General features: G+C 59.6%; 17 protein-coding genes. 16 read left to right on the forward strand and 1 reads right to left on the reverse strand.

Annotated features, from left to right (window positions below; translation table 11 throughout):
* Position 1 precedes the first annotated feature (1 nt).
* The 13 genes from waaC (at position 2) to M1B34_RS23225 (ending at position 14239) form a co-directional block, all read left to right on the forward strand.
* The gene (waaC, locus tag M1B34_RS23165) at positions 2–1063 is read left to right on the forward strand and encodes a lipopolysaccharide heptosyltransferase I (protein ID WP_123329455.1); all 1062 of its coding nucleotides are present in this window, start codon (positions 2–4) and stop codon (positions 1061–1063) included.
* On the forward strand, positions 1063–2184 hold the full coding sequence (locus M1B34_RS23170; RefSeq protein ID WP_123329457.1) for a glycosyltransferase family 4 protein: 1122 nt from the start codon (positions 1063–1065) through the stop codon (positions 2182–2184). Before waaC ends, M1B34_RS23170 begins: the two co-directional genes overlap by 1 nt.
* Positions 2184–2990 carry a lipopolysaccharide core heptose(I) kinase RfaP gene (rfaP, locus tag M1B34_RS23175; RefSeq protein WP_268266315.1) on the forward strand — a complete coding sequence of 269 codons (807 nt, stop codon included), beginning with the start codon at positions 2184–2186 and terminating at the stop codon, positions 2988–2990. The genes M1B34_RS23170 and rfaP overlap by 1 nt, the downstream gene beginning before the upstream one ends.
* On the forward strand, positions 2990–3724 hold the full coding sequence (locus M1B34_RS23180; RefSeq protein ID WP_268266316.1) for a lipopolysaccharide kinase InaA family protein: 735 nt from the start codon (positions 2990–2992) through the stop codon (positions 3722–3724). The genes rfaP and M1B34_RS23180 overlap by 1 nt, the downstream gene beginning before the upstream one ends.
* Positions 3721–4473 carry a lipopolysaccharide kinase InaA family protein gene (locus M1B34_RS23185; protein ID WP_268266317.1) on the forward strand — a complete coding sequence of 251 codons (753 nt, stop codon included), beginning with the start codon at positions 3721–3723 and terminating at the stop codon, positions 4471–4473. Before M1B34_RS23180 ends, M1B34_RS23185 begins: the two co-directional genes overlap by 4 nt.
* On the forward strand, positions 4473–5927 hold the full coding sequence (locus M1B34_RS23190; RefSeq protein ID WP_268266318.1) for a lipopolysaccharide kinase InaA family protein: 1455 nt from the start codon (positions 4473–4475) through the stop codon (positions 5925–5927). Before M1B34_RS23185 ends, M1B34_RS23190 begins: the two co-directional genes overlap by 1 nt.
* 199 nt (positions 5928–6126) lie before the next feature.
* On the forward strand, positions 6127–7884 hold the full coding sequence (locus tag M1B34_RS23195; RefSeq protein ID WP_123329466.1) for a carbamoyltransferase family protein: 1758 nt from the start codon (positions 6127–6129) through the stop codon (positions 7882–7884).
* A complete protein-coding gene (locus tag M1B34_RS23200; RefSeq protein WP_268266319.1) occupies positions 7868–8998 on the forward strand; it encodes a glycosyltransferase in 1131 nt (376 codons plus the stop codon). Before M1B34_RS23195 ends, M1B34_RS23200 begins: the two co-directional genes overlap by 17 nt.
* Entirely contained in the window at positions 8998–9894 is an 897-nt protein-coding gene (locus M1B34_RS23205) for an antimicrobial resistance protein Mig-14 (protein WP_268266320.1), read from the forward strand. Before M1B34_RS23200 ends, M1B34_RS23205 begins: the two co-directional genes overlap by 1 nt.
* Before the next feature lie 8 nt (positions 9895–9902).
* Positions 9903–11327 carry a PIG-L deacetylase family protein gene (locus M1B34_RS23210; RefSeq protein WP_268266321.1) on the forward strand — a complete coding sequence of 475 codons (1425 nt, stop codon included), beginning with the start codon at positions 9903–9905 and terminating at the stop codon, positions 11325–11327.
* Entirely contained in the window at positions 11324–12280 is a 957-nt protein-coding gene (locus M1B34_RS23215; RefSeq protein ID WP_268266322.1) for a glycosyltransferase family protein, read from the forward strand. Before M1B34_RS23210 ends, M1B34_RS23215 begins: the two co-directional genes overlap by 4 nt.
* Positions 12281–12321: 41 nt before the next feature.
* Positions 12322–13089, forward strand: a complete 768-nt coding sequence (locus M1B34_RS23220; RefSeq protein WP_268266323.1) for a glycosyltransferase family 2 protein — start codon at positions 12322–12324, stop codon at positions 13087–13089.
* Positions 13079–14239 (forward strand): O-antigen ligase domain-containing protein, encoded by a 1161-nt coding sequence (locus M1B34_RS23225; RefSeq protein WP_268266324.1) that lies wholly within the window; start codon positions 13079–13081, stop codon positions 14237–14239. The genes M1B34_RS23220 and M1B34_RS23225 overlap by 11 nt, the downstream gene beginning before the upstream one ends.
* A 39-nt stretch (positions 14240–14278) precedes the next feature.
* On the opposite strand, the gene M1B34_RS23230 is transcribed toward M1B34_RS23225, so the two are convergent.
* Positions 14279–14923, reverse strand: coding sequence for a BUD32 family EKC/KEOPS complex subunit (locus M1B34_RS23230; RefSeq protein WP_268266325.1), 645 nt, complete (start codon positions 14921–14923; stop codon positions 14279–14281).
* A gap of 115 nt (positions 14924–15038) precedes the next feature.
* On the opposite strand from M1B34_RS23230, the gene msbA reads away from it, so the two are divergent.
* The 3 genes from msbA to cysC all read left to right on the forward strand — a co-directional run bounded on the left by msbA (position 15039) and on the right by cysC (position 18325).
* Positions 15039–16841 carry a lipid A export permease/ATP-binding protein MsbA gene (msbA, locus tag M1B34_RS23235; RefSeq protein ID WP_425273533.1) on the forward strand — a complete coding sequence of 601 codons (1803 nt, stop codon included), beginning with the start codon at positions 15039–15041 and terminating at the stop codon, positions 16839–16841.
* A gap of 175 nt (positions 16842–17016) precedes the next feature.
* Positions 17017–17721, forward strand: coding sequence for a sulfotransferase family 2 domain-containing protein (locus tag M1B34_RS23240; protein WP_268266327.1), 705 nt, complete (start codon positions 17017–17019; stop codon positions 17719–17721).
* Positions 17714–18325 carry an adenylyl-sulfate kinase gene (gene cysC, locus M1B34_RS23245; RefSeq protein ID WP_268266328.1) on the forward strand — a complete coding sequence of 204 codons (612 nt, stop codon included), beginning with the start codon at positions 17714–17716 and terminating at the stop codon, positions 18323–18325. Before M1B34_RS23240 ends, cysC begins: the two co-directional genes overlap by 8 nt.
* Positions 18326–18380: the final 55 nt, after the last annotated feature.

Consider the following 18380-nt stretch of genomic DNA (forward strand, 5'->3'; position numbering starts at 1 on the left):
GTTGCGGGTACTGTTGATCAAGACCTCATCCCTGGGGGACGTGATTCATGCGTTGCCGGCCCTGACCGATGCCGCGCGGGCGATTCCCGGGATCACCTTCGACTGGGTGGTGGAAGAAGGCTTTGCCGAGATTCCAACCTGGCATCCGGCGGTGGGCAAGGTGATTCCGGTGGCGATCCGTCGCTGGCGCAAGAACCTCTGGCAGACCATCAAGAGTGGCGAATGGCGACGCTTCAAACAGAATGTGCGCGCCACCCAATACGACTTGGTGATCGACGCCCAGGGCCTGCTGAAAAGCGCCTGGCTGACCCGTTACGTACGGGCCCCTGTGGCCGGTCTGGACAAGGACTCGGCCCGTGAGCCTTTGGCGGCGCGTTTCTATTCGCGGCGCCTGGCAGTGGCTCGTGGTCAGCATGCGGTGGAGCGAGTGCGCCAGCTGTTCGCCGTGGCCCTGGGTTATGACCTGCCTCAGGGCCTGGGGGATTACGGCCTGAGCGTCGAGCGCCTGGTGGAACTGCCGCGCAAGAACCCCTTTGTGCTGTTCCTCCACGGCACGACCTGGGACACCAAGCACTGGCCCGAAGCCTACTGGCGCGAGTTGACCGAGCGCATGGGCATGCTTGGGGTCGATGTCCAGTTGCCGTGGGGCAATCCAGCGGAGAAGGCCCGTGCCGAGCGCATTGCCGAGGGCCTGAGTAACGCCACGGTCCTGCCCAAGCTGAACCTGGCCGGTGTGGCCAAGGTGCTGGCCCAGGCCCAGGCCTGTGTCGCTGTGGACACCGGGCTGGGGCATTTGGCTGCGGCCCTGGATGTGCCGACCATTTCCCTGTTTGGCCCGACCAATCCCGGGCTGACCGGTGCCTACGGCCGGGTGCAGATTCACTTGGGCAGCAACTTCCCGTGCGCGCCCTGCCTGCAGAAGCAGTGCACCTATCAACCGTCTGCCGTTGACCAGCAGCGGTATGACCTGAAACGCGAGTGGCCGCTGTGCTTCACTCGCCTGAATCCCGAGCGTGTCGCGAGCCGACTGAGCACGTTGTTACTGGCTGAGGAGCTGCGCTGATGCAATTGGCTTTTGTGTTGTACAAATATTTTCCCTTTGGCGGCCTGCAGCGCGATTTCATGCGCATTGCCCTGGAGTGCCAGCAGCGCGGCCATCAGATCCGCGTCTACACCCTGATCTGGGAAGGTGATATTCCGCCGGGCTTTGAAGTACTGGTGGCGCCGGTCAAGGCCTTCTTCAACCATCGGCGCAACGAGAAGCTCAGCGCCTGGATGGAAGCCGACCTGGCCAAGCGCCCAGTGGACCGGCTGATTGGATTCAACAAAATGCCCGGGCTGGATGTGTACTACGCCGCCGATGGCTGCTTCGAGGACAAGGCGCAGAACCTGCGTAACTCCCTGTACCGCCGTTGGGGCCGCTACCGGCACTTCGCCGAGTACGAGCGTGCGGTGTTCGCCAAGGACGCCAAGACCGAAGTGCTGATGATTTCCGAAGTGCAGCAGCCGCTGTTCATCAAGCATTACGACACGCCGCTGTCGCGCTTCCACCTGTTGCCGCCGGGGATTGCCCAGGACCGCCGGGCGCCGCCGAACGCGGCCGAGATTCGTGCCGAATTCCGCCGTGAGTTCGCCCTCAAGGACGACGACCTGTTGCTGGTGCAGATCGGCTCCGGGTTCAAGACCAAGGGCGTTGATCGCAGCCTCAAGGCCGTGGCTGCACTGCCGCCGGAGCTGAAGAAACGCACCCGGCTGTTTGTAATTGGCCAGGATGACCCCAAAGTATTCCAACTGCAGAGCGCCACGCTGGGGCTGGGGGAGCAGGTGCAGTTCCTCAAGGGCCGCAGCGATATTCCGCGCTTCCTGCTGGGCGCCGATCTGTTGATTCACCCGGCCTACAACGAAAACACCGGCACCGTGCTGCTCGAAGCGTTGGTGGCCGGCTTGCCGGTGCTGGTCAGCGCGGTCTGTGGTTATGCCCATTACATCGCCGAGGCCGACAGCGGCCGGGTGCTGGACGAACCCTTTGAGCAGGCCCAGCTCAATCAATACCTCAACACCATGTTGACCGACGACGCTGCACGCGCGACCTGGAGCCGGAATGGCCTGGCGTTCGCCGAGACGGCCGACCTCTATAGCATGCCGCAGCACGCTGCGGATGTGATTCTGGCGGAGCAACACTGATGAAGTTGATTCTTGCCGAACCGTTCAAGAGCCTTTGGGCCGGACGCGATGCGTTCACCGAAGTCGAGGGCTTGAGCGGCCAGGTTTACCGTGAGCTGGAGGCCCGTCGCACCTTGCGCACCGAGGTCGCCGGCAACGGTTATTTCGTGAAGATCCACCGCGGCATCGGTTGGGGCGAGATCTTCAAGAACCTGCTCACGGCCAAGCTGCCGGTTCTGGGTGCGGGCCAAGAATGGCGGGCTATCCAGCGCTTGCAGGAGGTCGGCGTGCCGACCATGACGGCGGTGGCCTATGGCGAGCGCGGCAACAACCCGGCTGACCAGCATTCCTTTATCGTCACCGAGGAGCTGGCGCCCACCGTCAGCCTCGAAGACTTCAGCATCGACTGGGTCAAGCAGCCGCCGGAGCCTCAGCTCAAGCGTGCGCTGATCGCCGAAGTGGCACGCATGACTGGCATGATGCACCGCGCCGGGGTCAACCACCGTGACTGCTACATCTGCCACTTCCTGCTGCACACCGACAAGCCGGTGACGGCAGACGATTTCAAGCTCTCGGTGATCGACTTGCACCGGGCCCAGACCCGCCCGGCGATCACTCAGCGCTGGCGCAACAAAGACCTGGCGGCCCTGTACTTCTCCGCCCTGGATATCGGCCTGACCCGTCGCGACAAGCTGCGTTTCCTCAAGGGCTACTTCCAGCAGCCGTTGCGGCAGATCCTGGCTGAAGAGTCGGCGCTGCTGTCCTGGCTCGAGGGCAAGGCGAACAAGCTCTACGATCGCAAGCAGCGGTACGGAGATGCGCTCTGATGGCGGGCTGGAACCTTGAACCTGGTTACGAGCACCTGGCCGCGGATTTTGGCAGTCTTGACGCGGTTTTCGCCGTTGAGGGCGAGCGCCTGACCCGCGACCCGCTGTCGGAAGTCATTCGCGTCCAGCGCGATGGCGTCAACTATTACGTCAAGCGCTACACCGGTGCCGGCAAGAACTTGCGGCGCTATCTGGGCAAGCCCCGGGTCAAGTCCGAATGGCAGAACCTCAAGCGTTTTGCCAAGTGGGGCATTCCCACTGCGGAAGTGGTGGCGTGGGGGCTGGAGCGTCGCGGCCTGGCCTATGACCGGGGCGCGATGATCACCCGCGAGTTACCGCGCACCGAGGACTTGTCGGTCTTGGCCGAGCGCCACGACCCGTTGCTGGCGGACCGTCGCTGGGTTGAGGGGGTCAGCGCCCAGTTGGCGCGTTACACCCGCACCATGCATGACCACCGCTTCACCCATAACGATTTGAAGTGGCGCAACCTGCTGATCGACGATGACGCGAAGCTGTACCTGATCGATTGCCCGAACGGCGATTTCTGGCGCGGTTTCTGGCTCAAGTACCGCATTACCAAGGACTTGGCGTGCCTGGACAAGGTCGCCAAGTATCACCTGTCGGCCACCCAGCGCCTGCGTTTCTACCTGCAATACCGCCAGCGCACTCGCTTGAACGCGGCGGACAAGCAGCGCATTCGCCATGTGCTGAGATTTTTCGAGGGACGGGAATGACTGATTTCCTGGCGGCTGAAGAGCGCGCCTTGCTGGAGCGTCATGGCCTCGGCAGTTTTGATGCGCTGTGGGCCAAGCAGTTGGATGCTGTGGACGAGCCCAATACCAATCGTGGCGGCTGGAGTAGCGTGTTCCGCCTGGACCTGGAGGGGCGTGGCTTTTACCTCAAGCGCCAGAGCAACTACCTGACCCGGACCTTGCACCGACCTCTGGGCGAGCCGAGTTTTGCCCGAGAGTTTCGCAACATCAGCCGCTATCGGCAGTTGGGTATCCCGGCATTGCAGGCGGTGTTCTTCGGTGAGCGCAAGGTCGCCGGGGAAACCCGTGCGATCCTCCTGACCCGTGCCCTGGACGGCTGGAACGACCTGGATTCGCTGCTGCAGCAATGGGCTGAACTCAGCGACTTGCAGCACCTGGCGATCCTGCGCGCCTGCGGGCAACTGGCCCGCCAACTGCACGGGTTGCGGCAGGTGCATGGCTGCTTCTATCCCAAGCACATCTTCTTGCGGGCCACGGGCGAGGGTTACCAGGCGCAACTGATCGACCTGGAGAAAACCCGGCCGCTGCTGTTTGGCCAGCGTGATCGGGTCAAGGACCTGGAGCCGTTGCTGCGCCGGGCCAAGGTCTGGAGTCGCGACGAGGTGCGGGTATTGCTCGCGGCCTACCTCGACCTGTCGGCGGATGCCTCACTGGTGGATCGCTGGATCGAGCGCTTGACGGCCCGTAGCAGCAACAAGGGGGCTCGCTGATGCGTTTGTCCGAGCTGAAGAGCGCCGGTCGTACGCCGAGGCTGCCTATGAGCCTGGAGTTGGCGGATGCTGCCGGGCCGGCCCAGTTGCAATTATTGAGTCTGCTGCGGGTGTTGCCCGGGCAGCGTTATGTCGGGGCCGGCGTCTGGCGCGGTCGTCCGGTGCTGGCCAAGTTGCTGGTGGGGCCCAAGGCGGCGCGGCATTTCCAGCGTGAGCTGCGGGGTGTTCGCCAACTGGCCGAGCAGGACCTGACCACGCCGCTGTTGTTGGCTGATTGCCTCAAGGACGGCGAGGGAGGTTGGTTGCTGTTCGAGCTGCTCGAAGGCGCCGAGAGCCTGGGGGACGCCTGGCACCAGGTGCAGGCGTTGCCACCCCTGGCGGATGGGCAGCAGGCGGTGCTGGCCGAGGCCTTGGCGGCGATTGCACAGATGCACGGCAAGGGCCTGTGGCAGGAGGATCTGCACCTGGACAACCTGCTGCGTCACGACGGCAAGCTGTATTTGATCGATGGCGCCGGCATTGTGGCTGAAGAGGCGGGCAAGCCCCTGTCGCGGCAGAAGGTCCTGGAGAACCTGGGGGTGTTTTTCGCTCAGTTGCCTCAGGGCCTGGAGCCGTTCACCGAAGAGCTGCTGGTGCACTATCTGCTGAACAACGCCGAACATGCCTTGCCGCTGGAAGCCCTGCAAAAGCAGGTAGACAAGGTGCGTGGCTGGCGCCTGAGGGACTTTCTCAACAAGGTCGGTCGCGAGTGCAGCCTGTTCAGCGTGGTGCGTGGGCCTTTCGCCTTGCGGGCCATCCGCCGTGAAGAAGAGGCGGCCATGCTGCCGGTGCTGGAGCAGGCTGACGCCTTGCTCGACCAGGGCCACCTGTACAAGACCGGTGGCGCGGCCAGTGTCGGCCGGGTCGAAGTGGCGGGGCGCCCGTTGGTGATCAAACGCTACAACATCAAGGGTTTTGCCCATTGGCTCAAACGCTTCTGGCGCCCTAGCCGGGCCTGGCATTCCTGGCGCGAGGGCAATCGCCTGGCGTTCCTCGGCATTTCCACGCCCAAGCCGCTGGCGGTGTTGGAAAAGCGCTTTTTCTGGCTGCGCAGCCGGGCTTACCTGGTGACCGAATACCTGGCGGGGCCGGACATCATCGAGCGCTTTGCGCCCTATGTGGACAGTGGTGCCGCGCCCGAGGCCGAGTTGCTGGCCCTGGACCAGTTGTTTGCCGAGTTGCTCAAACAGCGCATCAGCCACGGTGATTTCAAGGGACATAACCTGTTCTGGCAGGAAGACCGCTGGGCGCTGATCGATCTGGACTCCATGTGCCAGCACGCCAGCCTGGGCAGCTTTGCGCCAGCCTATGCTCGGGATCGTGCGCGCTTCATGCGCAACTGGCCCGAGAGCAGTGCCTTGTATCAAGTGATCGACCGGCGCTTGCCGAAAACGGCCCAGGTCGATCAGGCCTGAGGTGCCTGGCCCGGGGCGCTGTTGCGGTCAGCAGCGGCGACTCGAGGCCTGGCGCCTGACTTGCCGCGTGCAGCTAGAGGTTTGCCGGTGCTTTTCAGTTATAATCCCGCCCTTTAGTTGTTTCTCGCCCCTCTTGCGAGCACCTATTTTTCTCCAGGCGCCCTGCGCCCGTATGCAGACTAAACGAGGCTAGACCCCTGTGGCATTGACGATTCTTGGCCTGTCCGGCGCCCTCAGCCATGATCCTTCAGCAGCCTTGTACATCGACGGCAAGCTGATCGCGGCCGCTGAAGAAGAGCGTTTCGTACGAGACAAGCATGCAAAGAACCGCATGCCTTACGAGTCGGCAAAGTTCTGCCTGGAACAGGCCGGCATCAAACCTTCGGATGTTGACGTGGTGGCGATTCCATTCGCGCCCATCAGCCTGTTCGGCAAAGCGCGCTGGCACTACGCCAAGCGTTACTGGTACGCCCCGGATCGCGCCCTTGATGCGCTGCTGATGGGCAACCGGCGCTACAAGCGCTATCGCAACAAGATTGTCTGGTGCCTCGAGCAACTGGGCTTCGATCCGAAGAAGATCAAGATCGAGCCGGTCGAGCATCACCTAGCCCACGCCTCCAGCGCCTATCACTGCTCGGGCTTCAAAGAGAAAACCGCGATCCTCGGGATCGACGGCAAGGGTGAGTACGCCACCACCTTCTTTGGCTACGGTGAAAACGGCAAGATCCACAAGATCAAGGAATTCTTCGACCCGGACTCCCTGGGTGGCCTGTATGGCGCCATCACCGAGTTCCTCGGCTTCGAGATGCTCGACGGCGAGTTCAAGGTCATGGGCATGGCGCCTTATGGCGATGCCAGCAAGTACGACTTCTCCCGTCTGGCCAGCTTTGAAAACGGCGAACTGGTGATCAACACCGACTACGCCAACGTCATTGGCCTGCGCCGCTACAAAGAGAAGGGCAAGGGGTTCTACTTCTCGCCAAAACTCATCGAGTGGCTGGGTCCCAAGCGCGAAGGCGACATCGCCGACGAGCCTTACATCCACTACGCCGCGAGCATGCAGGCGCTGTTCGAGAAACTGGCCCTGCAGATGATCGACCACTACCTGGGCGACGTCCTCAAGGAAACCGGCAAGCTTGCCTTCGCTGGCGGCTGCGCGCTGAACGTCAAGCTGAACCAGAAGATCATTGCCCGTCCTGAAGTCAAAGAGCTGTTCGTGCAGCCGGCTTCCGGCGACGCCGGCACTGCAGTGGGTGCTGCTGCGTACGTGTCCCATGCCCGTGGTGTGCCGGTCGAGAAGATGGAACACGTCTATCTCGGCCCGTCCTACAGCAACGAAGACGTGATCGCGGCCTGTGCCCGTCACCCGAACAAACCGGCCTGGCGCCAGATCGACAACACGCCTGAGCGTATTGCCAAGATCATGGTGGACGGCAACCCGGTGGCCTGGTTCCAGGGGCGCATGGAGTTCGGTCCGCGAGCCCTGGGTGGTCGTTCGATCATCGGTTGCCCGAGCGCCGCTGGCGTGGCCGACCGGATCAACGAGCAGATCAAGTTCCGCGAGCGCTGGAGGCCTTTCTGCCCGTCCATGCTCGACACCGTCGGCCCGCAGATGATCAAGGTCGATCACCCGGCGCCGTTCATGACCTTCACCTTTGAAGTGGCGGAAGAGTGGAAGACCCGTGTGCCGGAAGTGGTCCACGAGGACGGCACGTCCCGGGCCCAGGTGCTCAAGCGCGAATACAACCCGCGCTACTACGACATGATGAAAGCCCTGGAAGTGCTGACCGGCAACGGTGTGTCCCTGAACACCTCGCTCAATCGCCGTGGTGAGCCGATGATCTGCTCGCCTACCGATGCGCTGAACATGTTCTTCGGTTCCGATCTGCAGTACTTGATCATGGAAGACATCCTGGTGGTCAAAGACGGCGTGGATCCTTATGACACGCTCGGCTGAACGCCATGTGCTGCAGTTCTGCCACGGCTATGACGGGCCGTTCCTGGACTGCGCACGGCAGTACGCCAGCCTGTTTGTGAGCAGCGGTTATCGGGTGACCACGGTCTTTCTGACCGGGGTGGCCGATGCCAACGTCGCAGCTGGCTGCAACTCGGATGAAGTGCTGTTCATGGAATACAGCTCTCAGGCCATCCGCGGCCTGAAGCTGGGAGCGATCGGTGATTTACGTAAAATTGTCGCGTCACGCAATTTCAGCTTTTGTATCGCCCACCGCTTCAAACCAATCTATATCGCCCTGTTGGGTAGCGGCTTGCCGGTGATTGGTGTGCACCATGCGTTTAGCGATTACCAGCGACGCAGCCGCAAACTTTTTGCTTGGCTATTCCGCCGACGCTTGAGCCTGCTCGGTGTCTCTGATGCGGTGCGTGACGACCTGCGTCGTTGCCTCCCCAGTTGGCCGGCTGAGCGGATTCAAACCCTCTACAACCGCATCGATGTCGATGCCTTGCAGGCTTCCCAAGTAGGTACCGCCGAGGCCCGCAAGGAACTGGGGCTGGACGCCAATGCCTGGATTGTCGGCAATGTGGGTCGGTTGCACCCCGATAAGGATCAAGCCACCTTGTTGCGTGGTTTTGCCGTTGCCTTGCCGGGCCTGCCTGAAAACAGTCAGTTGGCCATTCTCGGTACCGGCCGCCTGGAGCAAGACCTCAAGGCCCTGGCCCGTGAACTCGGGGTGGCGGATCGCGTGCTGTTCCTCGGTCAGGTGGCCGAGGCTCGGCGTTATTTCCGCGCATTCGATGTGTTTGCCCTGAGCTCTGACCACGAGCCGTTTGGCATGGTGCTGTTGGAGGCGATGGCCGCTGGCGTGCCATTACTGGCGACGGCCTGCGGCGGCGCCAAGGAAGTGGTCGAAGGCGTGGGCATCCTGTTCCCATTGGGTGATGCCGAGCATATGGCCCAGGGGCTGCAACACCTGGCTGCAATGGACGGGCAACAGCGCCAGCAGTGTGCCGAGCTGATGCTCGACCGCCTGCGTGAGCGTTTCTCGGATCGTGCGGTGCGTGATGCGTTCTGGCGTTTGCCAGTCGTCGTCGACCTGACGTCGGGGGTCTGATGCTCAACCGATTTCAAGGCTGGCGGGAGCGTGGCTGGTCCGTCATCGACGCATCGACTTATGCGACGACCTGGCAGCGCTTCGGCGGCAGTGTCGCCACCCACCCCCTCGTGGTCGAGCGCCTGGCAGACCTGGCGAACATCCCGGTCCGCTACCTGGGCTGGGAGCAGAACGGTGAGCTGCAAGCGGCCATCCCCACCTGGGGGCGCGACTTGGCGCTGTCCAAGGACGTGCTTAAGCGTGCCGGCAAGAAGGGCCTGTTCGACCTGGGCAATGCCGAGCTGATCCTGCCTGCCGCCGCCGAGGCCCAGGCGCCGCTGCGTCATCGCGGACGTTATCTGTCGGCGTTGAACGAGGGGCGCTTCAGTGCCCTAAAGCCCCAGGCCGAGCAACTGGCCATGGCGCGAACCCCGGAAGAACTGTCGAAAAAGTTTCGCTACAACCAGCGCCGTGAACTGCGCCTGTTGGAAGAGGCGGGTGGTGTGGTGCGGCCAGTCACGGAGTTTTCCAGTACCGAATTGGCGGCGATCTACTGTGACTTGTTCCAGCGTCGCTGGGGCTTCGTCGCCACCGGCGCCCAGCACATGGCTCAGGTTCTTGACCTGCTTGGCGAGTTGTTGATCGGTTCGGTGATTTTCCTCAAGGACGCGCCGATCGCTGTGCAGCTGGTGTACCGGGTGGAAGCATCGGAGTGGATCAGCGTCGAGTACGTCAATGGCGGTGTCGATCCTGAAACCCGCGAGTTCAGCCCCGGTAGCGTGTTGAGTTTTCTCAATACCCAGAGTGCCTGGGAGCAGGCCCGGTTGCTGGGCAAGCCGCTGCGTTTCTCCTTCGGCCGTGCCGATCGCGAATACAAGGATCGATGGTGCAACCCTGTACCGGTCTTCCAGGTGTGAGTCAGCCTATGAGTCGCAAACAGCAGTTGCTCAATCGCCATCGACGTAACAAGCGCATTGGCCTGTTGGTCGGTGTGTTGCTGCTGCTCGCCGTCGGCCTGCTTGTGGCATGGTGGCTGCCACTGCTGTTGGCTGTTCTGGGCTGGGTGGCCCATGAAGCCTGGTTTGCTGATCACCTGTTCTACTCGCCCAAGGATGATTACGACTATCAGTTGTTGGCTGATGAGCGTCTGGCGCTGAGCTTGGAGGCCGATGGCCTTGTGTTGCCCGAAGATCTTCTATTGGGGGCTGGCGATACCCTGTTGCTGAAAGTCCGGATTCGTTCGTCCTGGGCTGGGCGGCTGTTTGATCCGGGAGTCAGCATCCAGGGCGACACCCCGGATCGGCAAGACTTCGAACGCGGCGGGCGTGGGATTCGCTATATCAACCTGACCGGGCAGTATCAGGCACTGAACAGCGGCAAGCTCAAGCTTAAAGGGCATTTCTGCAAGCTCGATGAGCAGGTGGAGCTGCTGGTGGTGCGTCATCCGGATTATCGGACTCAGCGTCTGATGGTGATTGCGCCCCATGCCGATGATGCCGAACTCGCCGCTTTTGGCCTTTACAGCACGGCTGAGCAGAGCTGGGTGGTGACCCTGACTGCCGGTGAAATCGAAGCTGAGCATTATCAGGCGATGGGACTGGACGGTGTGGCTGCCGCGCGATTGAAAGGGTCGTTGCGGGCCTGGGACAGCATCAGCGTGCCGCTATGGGCGGGTGTTCCCCAAGAGCGTTGCGTGCAGTTGGGGTACTTCTGCCTGCAACTGCCGCAGATGCAGGCCTCTCCGAGTGTGGCGATGGCTTCCCGGGAGGCGGATCTCAGTGACACTCGTTATTTCCGGCGTTTCAATGCCATGGCCTTGGACAGTGACGCCAACGGCATAGCGTCCTGGGACAACTTGGTCGCCGATCTTGTCCAGTTGCTCGAACGTATCGAACCTCAGGTGATCGTCTTGCCACACCCGCGTTTCGACCCCCATCCCGACCATATCTGCGCCCAGCAAGCGCTGATGCAAGCTCTGGCGCGCAGCACCTGGCAGCCGGAGTCGTTGCTGCATTACGCCAACCACCTGCATGACAATGATCGTTGGCCCATGGGCGCAGCCGGTTGTGGCGTGGCGTTGCCACCGCAATTGGCCAGCCACGGTCCTTTGCGTCCCTGGGCGCTGCCGGTTTCAGCGGATCAGCAGTGGCAAAAGGCTATGTCGTTGGGCATGATGCACGATTTGCAGCCATTACCGCCTTTCAAACGTCGGCTGCGGCGCTTTATTCAGCGCTACCTGGCAGCCCGGCGTTGGCCGGCCTTCGGTAACAACGAGTTCTTTCGCAAGGCGGTTCGGCAGCACGAACTGTTCTGGGTAGACGACAACGTCAACAAGAGAGAGACACAGTGAAAGTTCTGTTTCTGGTGCAGAAAGAACAACGAGCGATTCTTGATCGGTTTTACGAGGGTATCGCTGAGCGCTGCGACTGCGACATGCGTGAGCTGACCAGCGCTCAGCAAGACAACCTGCGCAAATACTTTCGTGAGCACGTGGATGTCTCGCGTTATGAGCGAATTGTTTTCTTTTTGCGTTTCAAGAAAGAAGCCAGACAGGCTGCGTTCATTAAGACCGTGCCCAACCTGGTTATTCTTGAGCACGACGCTTACCAGAATTACATCCCTTGCAAATACACCGGAAAATTCAGCGCGCATTATCGCCAAGTACCTTGGGCTCGGGTGATCAGCTCAGGCTTTATGGTCAGCAAGCGTTTGCGTGATGAAGGCTTCGACGCGCACTTCGTGCCTAAGGGTTACGACCAGGCACTGCTGCAGAATCGGGGACGGGTGCGGGACATCGAGTTGGGGTTCGTGGGCAGCCTCAACAGCGTGGCCTATGCGGGTCGCAAAGCCATGCTGGAATCTGTGGCAGAAGTGGAAAACCTACTGATCACGCGGACCAAGTCCGGTGAAGAGTACTGCGAAACCCTGAGCCGCATTCGCTATTTCGTCAGCGCCGATGTTGACATGGGCGAGTACATGATCAAGAACTTCGAGGCGATGGCCTGTGGTTGCGTGCTGTTTGCCTTTGACCAGGGCGCTGAGGAAAACCAGGCCTTGGGCTTTGTCGATATGCACAACATCGTGTTGTACCGCACGCGAGAAGAGCTCCAAGAGAAACTGGCGGTCTTGCGTGCCGACCCTACCTTGGGCCAGGTCATCGCGCTGGCTGGCCAGGTGCTGGTCGAGGAACGTTACAGTTTCCGGGCGCTCGGGCATGCCGTGGTCGAGGCCATGAGGGCTCCTCTGCGTGAGCAGGCACCCTTGAGCTGGAAAGAAAAACTACGTCGGTCGTTAGGTTTTTAAGCGCCTGCGGCTACTCCACCCTTAATAAGGCGGTGCAAAAAATGCTGTTCAGTGAGAGTAGCGATATTTCAGTAATGGTGACCAGTTGTGGTCGTTTCGATCTGCTGAAACGAACCCTTGAGACATTCGATCGCTTTAACACTGCGCCGATTCGTAAGGTCTTTATTACTGAAGACTCTGGCGATCAAGCGGTCAGGGATTGCATTCCGGAGCATTGGAAGCCGCATACCGTATTCTTTATCAATAATCCGCGCCTGGGGCAGCTGCGCTCCATTGATCTGGCGTATGAGCAGATTGAAACCTCGTGGATCTTTCATTGTGAGGATGACTGGGACTTTTATCGCCAGGGGTTTATTGAAGAGTCCCAATGCCTCCTCGAAGAGGATCCACAGGCCCTGCAAGTATGGTTGCGCAGTGCGCACCACGATTTGGCCGTGCACAGCCCTTATGTGTTTTTGAACGAGCGTAAGGTGGTCCAAGGTATTCCTTTCTATGTACTGGGATCCCACAAGGCGGATTGGCAGGGCTTCTCTTTCAACCCGGGGTTGCGCCGTCGTGCCGACTATTTACTGCATGCACCTTATTCGGCGTTCTCAGGCGAGAAGGATCTGTCGCGTCTTTATGCGCAAGAGAATCGCTATGCGTTGATTCTGGAAAATGACGCCGTGCTCCATACCGGATTTGGTGAGCACGTAGTGGTGCCAGAAGAGCGCTCAAACAAACAGCGACGTAAACGTCGTGATCGCTTCAAGCTGTTGGCTACTTTTATTTTGGGTCTTGCGATGGGATGGATTCTTCATGGAATTTGATGGTGCCAAGTCTGGCAGAACAGCCTTTTACTTTAGTCTGATGCTATGCCTGTTCTTGTTGAGCTTTGTTGTTGGGTGGTCGTCAAAGTGGACCAATAACCTGTTTTATGGACTTATTGCCCTGCCGGGGATGTTTTTTCTGCTGAAGGGGCACGGCGTCAAGTTGTTAAAGGAACCATTGGCCTGGATGTGGCTGGTCTTTATTCTTTGGTTTTTCGTGCCGGCCGCTCTCGCCGACAAAGGTCAGTTCTATAAGCACATTATTTACGTTTTACTGTTTGTTTTTACCGTGGCAGCGTTGACGAATCCAGAATTTTTCCGCAGTCCACAGTTTGTACGGGCGCACTTTTGGATTCTTGTCCTCTATATTTATCTGTGTGCTGTATATAGCTGGAGTACTGGGCAGTTCGCCTTCGGTAGTCGAGTGGCATTGCTGCCTGCGCGCCTGCAGAATGTGATTTATGCCAGTATCTGGCTGTTTTGTGCACTCGCGTTGGCCATGCCACTCTGGATACGCTCCAAGCGCTGGCTAGAGTGCGCTTTGGCAATCATGTTGTCGGTAGTTGCCGTCACTTTTGTCCTACAGACTCGAACTGCTTTAGTGGGCGCGTTATTCCTCTTCGGCTTGTGGGTCTTGTATGGTCTTTATCTGCGTCCGAAGCTGGTAGGTAGCTCCATTCTCCTTGCGGCTTTGATTCTGGGCTTGATTATCTGGGGTGTGCACAATGAAACTTGGTATATCTCGCTCTGGAATCGTGGCGATTCTTACCGAGTCGAAATGTTCAATATCATGGTCGGCGAATGGCGTAATTGTGGTTGGGTGCTGGGCTGTGGGATTGATTTTCATAGCGATCAGTTATTGGGTGGGGTAATGCCTATTCAGCATCCACATAATATTTTCGTGGCTCTGGGGCTTTACACCGGAGCTCCAGCTTTACTGATCTTTGTTGCTTTGATGCTGGTCACATTGATTAGCGCCTGGCGTCTGCGCGACGCTTGGGGGATGTTCCTAGCGTGTGCTCTGGTGATGCTGAACTTCGATGGCAGCCTGTTGATTGGCAACCCGGATGAGTTGTGGCCACTGGTGTTATTGCCGGCAGCGATGGTGTTGGGCGGGGTTTTGAGGGCGCGTCAGTTACAACATATTTGATGACGTGAATCCGCCAGTGCCACGGCACTGGCGGATGACTCAAATTTTCTGCAGTTGTACGCTTAGTTCTTGCATGGAACAGGTTGTCTGAGATTTTACATAGTGCTCGACAAACACGTTGCCGTTTTGCTCCAACAACCATTGGCGGTCTTCGGTATAACGCAACATGTGTTTGAAGTTGCGCAGGCGCAAGGCTTTGCGTAAAGGACGTGAGAAGACTTTCAGGTCAGCGATATCAATCAGGCCTAATTGCCGTTCCGGTGTCAGCACAATATTGCCCAAATGTGCCGAACGGAAGTAGATGCCACGTTCGTGCAGTATGGCCATAAAGGTGCCCAGCTGGGCTCTCAGGGTCTCGGCTTCGGCCTCCGCTTCCAGCAACTGACGCAAGGTCTGGCCCGGTAGTGGATCGTAGTGCACGGCATCGCGCTGGATGCTGGGAATACGGTAAACCTGGCGGACTGTTGGGCTAGGTATTTCGAGATCTTTCAAGCGCTGGCAGTTATCGGCAAAACGTTGCGCATAGGGGTACCAGGCGGCTGAGGTCAATAGGCGCTTGCGGCGAAAAAGCTTGAGGATCGAACCATCGGTCAAGCGCAATACCTTGTCGCCGGAACCGTCGGCCTCCAGGACTTCAGCGGCTTCGCGCAAAGCGAGGTAGTGGTCATGATCAAGCGCGTGCATCAATACTCCAAAGTTCAACGTCAGCAGGTACGGACGGTGCACATGGTACCGTAGCTCATCGACTAAAACGGCCTGTGTTATAGTCGCGAGCTCATTTCTCATGCAACGGCTTCTCATGACTACCCCTGATTCTCCTGCCGTGTCGAGCTTGAAGATTTACTTGCGACTGCTCTCCTACGTTCGTCCCTATTGGGGCATGTTTGCTCTGAGTATCGTGGGCTTTATCATTTTTGCCTCGACCCAGCCCATGCTGGCGGGGATCCTCAAATATTTTGTCGACGGTTTGAGTAACCCTGAAGCGGTGCTCTTTCCCTCTGTGCCTTATTTGCGCGATCTGCAATTGCTGCAGGCCGTGCCCATGCTGATTGTGTTGATTGCCGCCTGGCAGGGCCTGGGCTCCTTCTTGGGTAACTATTACCTGGCCAAGGTTTCTCTGGGGCTGGTGCACGATCTGCGTGTCGAACTGTTTAACAAGTTGCTGGTTCTGCCTAACCGGTATTTTGATACCCACAACTCCGGGCACCTGATTTCCCGTATTACCTTCAACGTGACCATGGTCACGGGCGCCGCAACCGATGCGATCAAGGTTGTGATTCGCGAAGGTCTGACGGTGGTCTTCCTGTTCATGTATCTGCTGTGGATGAACTGGCAACTGACGCTGGTGATGGTCGCGATCATGCCGGTGATTGCCATCATGGTCAGCAGTACCAGCAAGAAATTCCGCAAGCAAAGCAAGAAGATCCAGGTGGCCATGGGCGATGTGACTCATGTGGCCTCGGAAACCATTCAGGGGTATCGCGTGGTGCGCAGTTTTGGCGGCGAGACCTATGAACAGGAACGCTTCGCTACTGCCAGCCAGAGCAATACCGACAAGCAACTGCGCATGACCAAGACCGGTGCGGTTTACACGCCCATGTTGCAGTTGGTGATCTACACGGCGATGGCTGTGCTGATGTTCCTGGTGCTGTTCCTGCGTGGCGACGCCACGGCCGGTGATCTGGTGGCTTACATCACTGCTGCGGGCTTGCTACCCAAGCCGATTCGCCAGTTGTCTGAGGTCAGCTCGACCATCCAGAAAGGTGTCGCGGGTGCCGAGAGTATTTTCGAGCAGTTGGATGTGGAGCCGGAAGAGGACAAGGGCACCGTTGAGCTGGAGCGGGTCGAAGGTCGCCTGGAGGTTCGTAACCTGAGCTTCACCTATCCGGGTACTGAACGCGAAGTGCTAAAGGACATCAACTTCTGCGCCGATCCCGGTCAGATGATTGCTTTGGTCGGACGCTCCGGTAGCGGCAAGTCCACCCTGGCGGGGCTGATTCCTCGCTTTTACCACCATGATGTCGGACAGATTCTTCTCGATGGTGTCGATATCGAAGACTACCGTCTGCGCAACTTGCGTCGCCATGTGGCGCAGGTCACTCAGCACGTGACCTTGTTCAATGACACTGTTGCCAACAACATCGCCTACGGTGACTTGGCCGGCGCGCCGCGTGAAGACATCGAGAAAGCCGCGGTGGATGCCTATGCCATGGACTTCATCGCCCAGTTGCCCGAGGGCCTGGACACCCAGGTCGGCGAGAACGGCGTGCTGTTGTCCGGTGGCCAGCGTCAGCGTCTGGCGATTGCCCGGGCGTTGTTGAAGAACGCGCCGTTGTTGATTCTCGACGAGGCCACCTCGGCCCTGGACACCGAGTCCGAGCGGCATATCCAGGCCGCCCTGGACAAGGTCATGAAGGGGCGTACCACCCTGGTCATTGCGCACCGTCTGTCGACTATCGAGAAGGCCGACCTGATCCTGGTCATGGATCAGGGGCGCATTGTCGAGCGTGGCACCCACAGTGAGCTGTTGGCGCAGAACGGCTACTACGCCCGTCTGCACGCCATGGGCCTTGAGGAACCGGTGCCCAACGGCATCGCCTGATCCTCTGGGGGGAGGCCGAACCTCCCCCTTGCCGCGTGCTTTGCCTCCGGGTTTGTAACCAGCCCCATACAGTCTTGACCAAGCCTAAATAATTCCGCCCAACGCCCTTGTTATGGTTCCCGCCTGAATCTATTGAACAGATCGACGGGGCCATCCCCGTTGCGTGGGTGTTGGAATGTTGCAACGTTATCTGTGGAAGTTATTACCCAAGTCCCAGCGCAGTTTCTTGCTCGGGCGCTTGTCTGTGGTGGACCGCCAGGTGGTGAACAAGGCGATGTCTGCCAATGTGCGCTTCCCCCAGGCCTTCTCCCGGCAATCATGCCTGTTCATCCATGTGCCCAAATGTGCCGGTAGCAGTGTCTGTGCGGCCCTGTTCGACGGTTGGAGCCCCGGGCACCTACCGTTGTACTGGTATGAACAGCAGTTTCCCCGGGAGTTTTCCAGCAGCTTCAAGTTCGCCTTTGTGCGTGATCCGTTGGAGCGTGCCTATTCGGCCTACGCCTTTCTGCGGGGCAATCGACTCGGCAACCGCGATCAGGCGGCCCAGGCACTGGTCAGCCATTACCGGGATTTCGATGACTTCGTCAGTCGCTGGCTGCGCCCGGAAAACATCCCGCGGCAGATGCACTTTGCTGCCCAAAGTGACTTTCTCACTGACTCCCTTGGGCGCTTGTCCATGGACTTCATCGGCTACCAGGAACACCTGGAGCGTGACTTCCACCTGCTCTGCGATCACCTCGGCGTGACCTCGCAACTGCCTCGTCTGAATGTTTCCCAGCACCGGCATGCCCAGCCAGTCCGCGAGTTGTGCACGGTGCGCACCCGGCGCCTGGTGCGGCGAGTCTATGAGCGTGACTACGAGATGCTCGGCTATGAATGAGCCTGCCTTCAGCACCCAGGAACAGCCGCAGATCCGTCCTTACACGCTGGCCCTTTCGTGTTCATCCCGGGCTGCCCTCAAGCACCAGAAACCCCGCTGCATCTGGTTGACCGGGCTCTCTGGTGCCGGCAAGTCGACCCTGGCCAATCAGTTGGAGTTGCGGTTGAACGAGCGGGGCCGGCACACCTTCCTGCTCGATGGCGACAATGTGCGCAGCGGCTTGTGCAGTGACTTGGGCATGGGGCCAGAGGCGCGCAAGGAAAACATCCGGCGCATGGCGGAAGTGGCGCGGTTGATGGTGGATGCCGGACTGTTGGTGATTGTCTCGGCGATCTCGCCGTTCCGCGCTGAGCGTGACGCCGCCCGGGCCTTGTTCGGGCCTGATGAGTTTCTTGAGGTGTACATCAGCACGGCCTTCGAGACTTGTGCCCGGCGAGACCCCAAGGGGTTGTACCAGGCGGCCCTGGCAGGGCGGATCAAGGATTTCACCGGCCTGGACAGCCCTTACGAAGCCCCGCAGAACCCTGAGTGTGAAATCGATACCGCCAGCGTCGGGCTGGCCCAGGCCACGGCGCGCTTGCTGGGCCTGTTGCTGGAGAAATGAGCGGTTTTAATTCTTCACACAGCTGGCTGAAGCCATTGAACTAGGCGGCGCCAAC

The sequence above is a fragment of the Pseudomonas morbosilactucae genome (assembly GCF_023241715.1).
In the GTDB taxonomy this organism is placed as follows: Bacteria; Pseudomonadota; Gammaproteobacteria; order Pseudomonadales; family Pseudomonadaceae; genus Aquipseudomonas; species Aquipseudomonas morbosilactucae.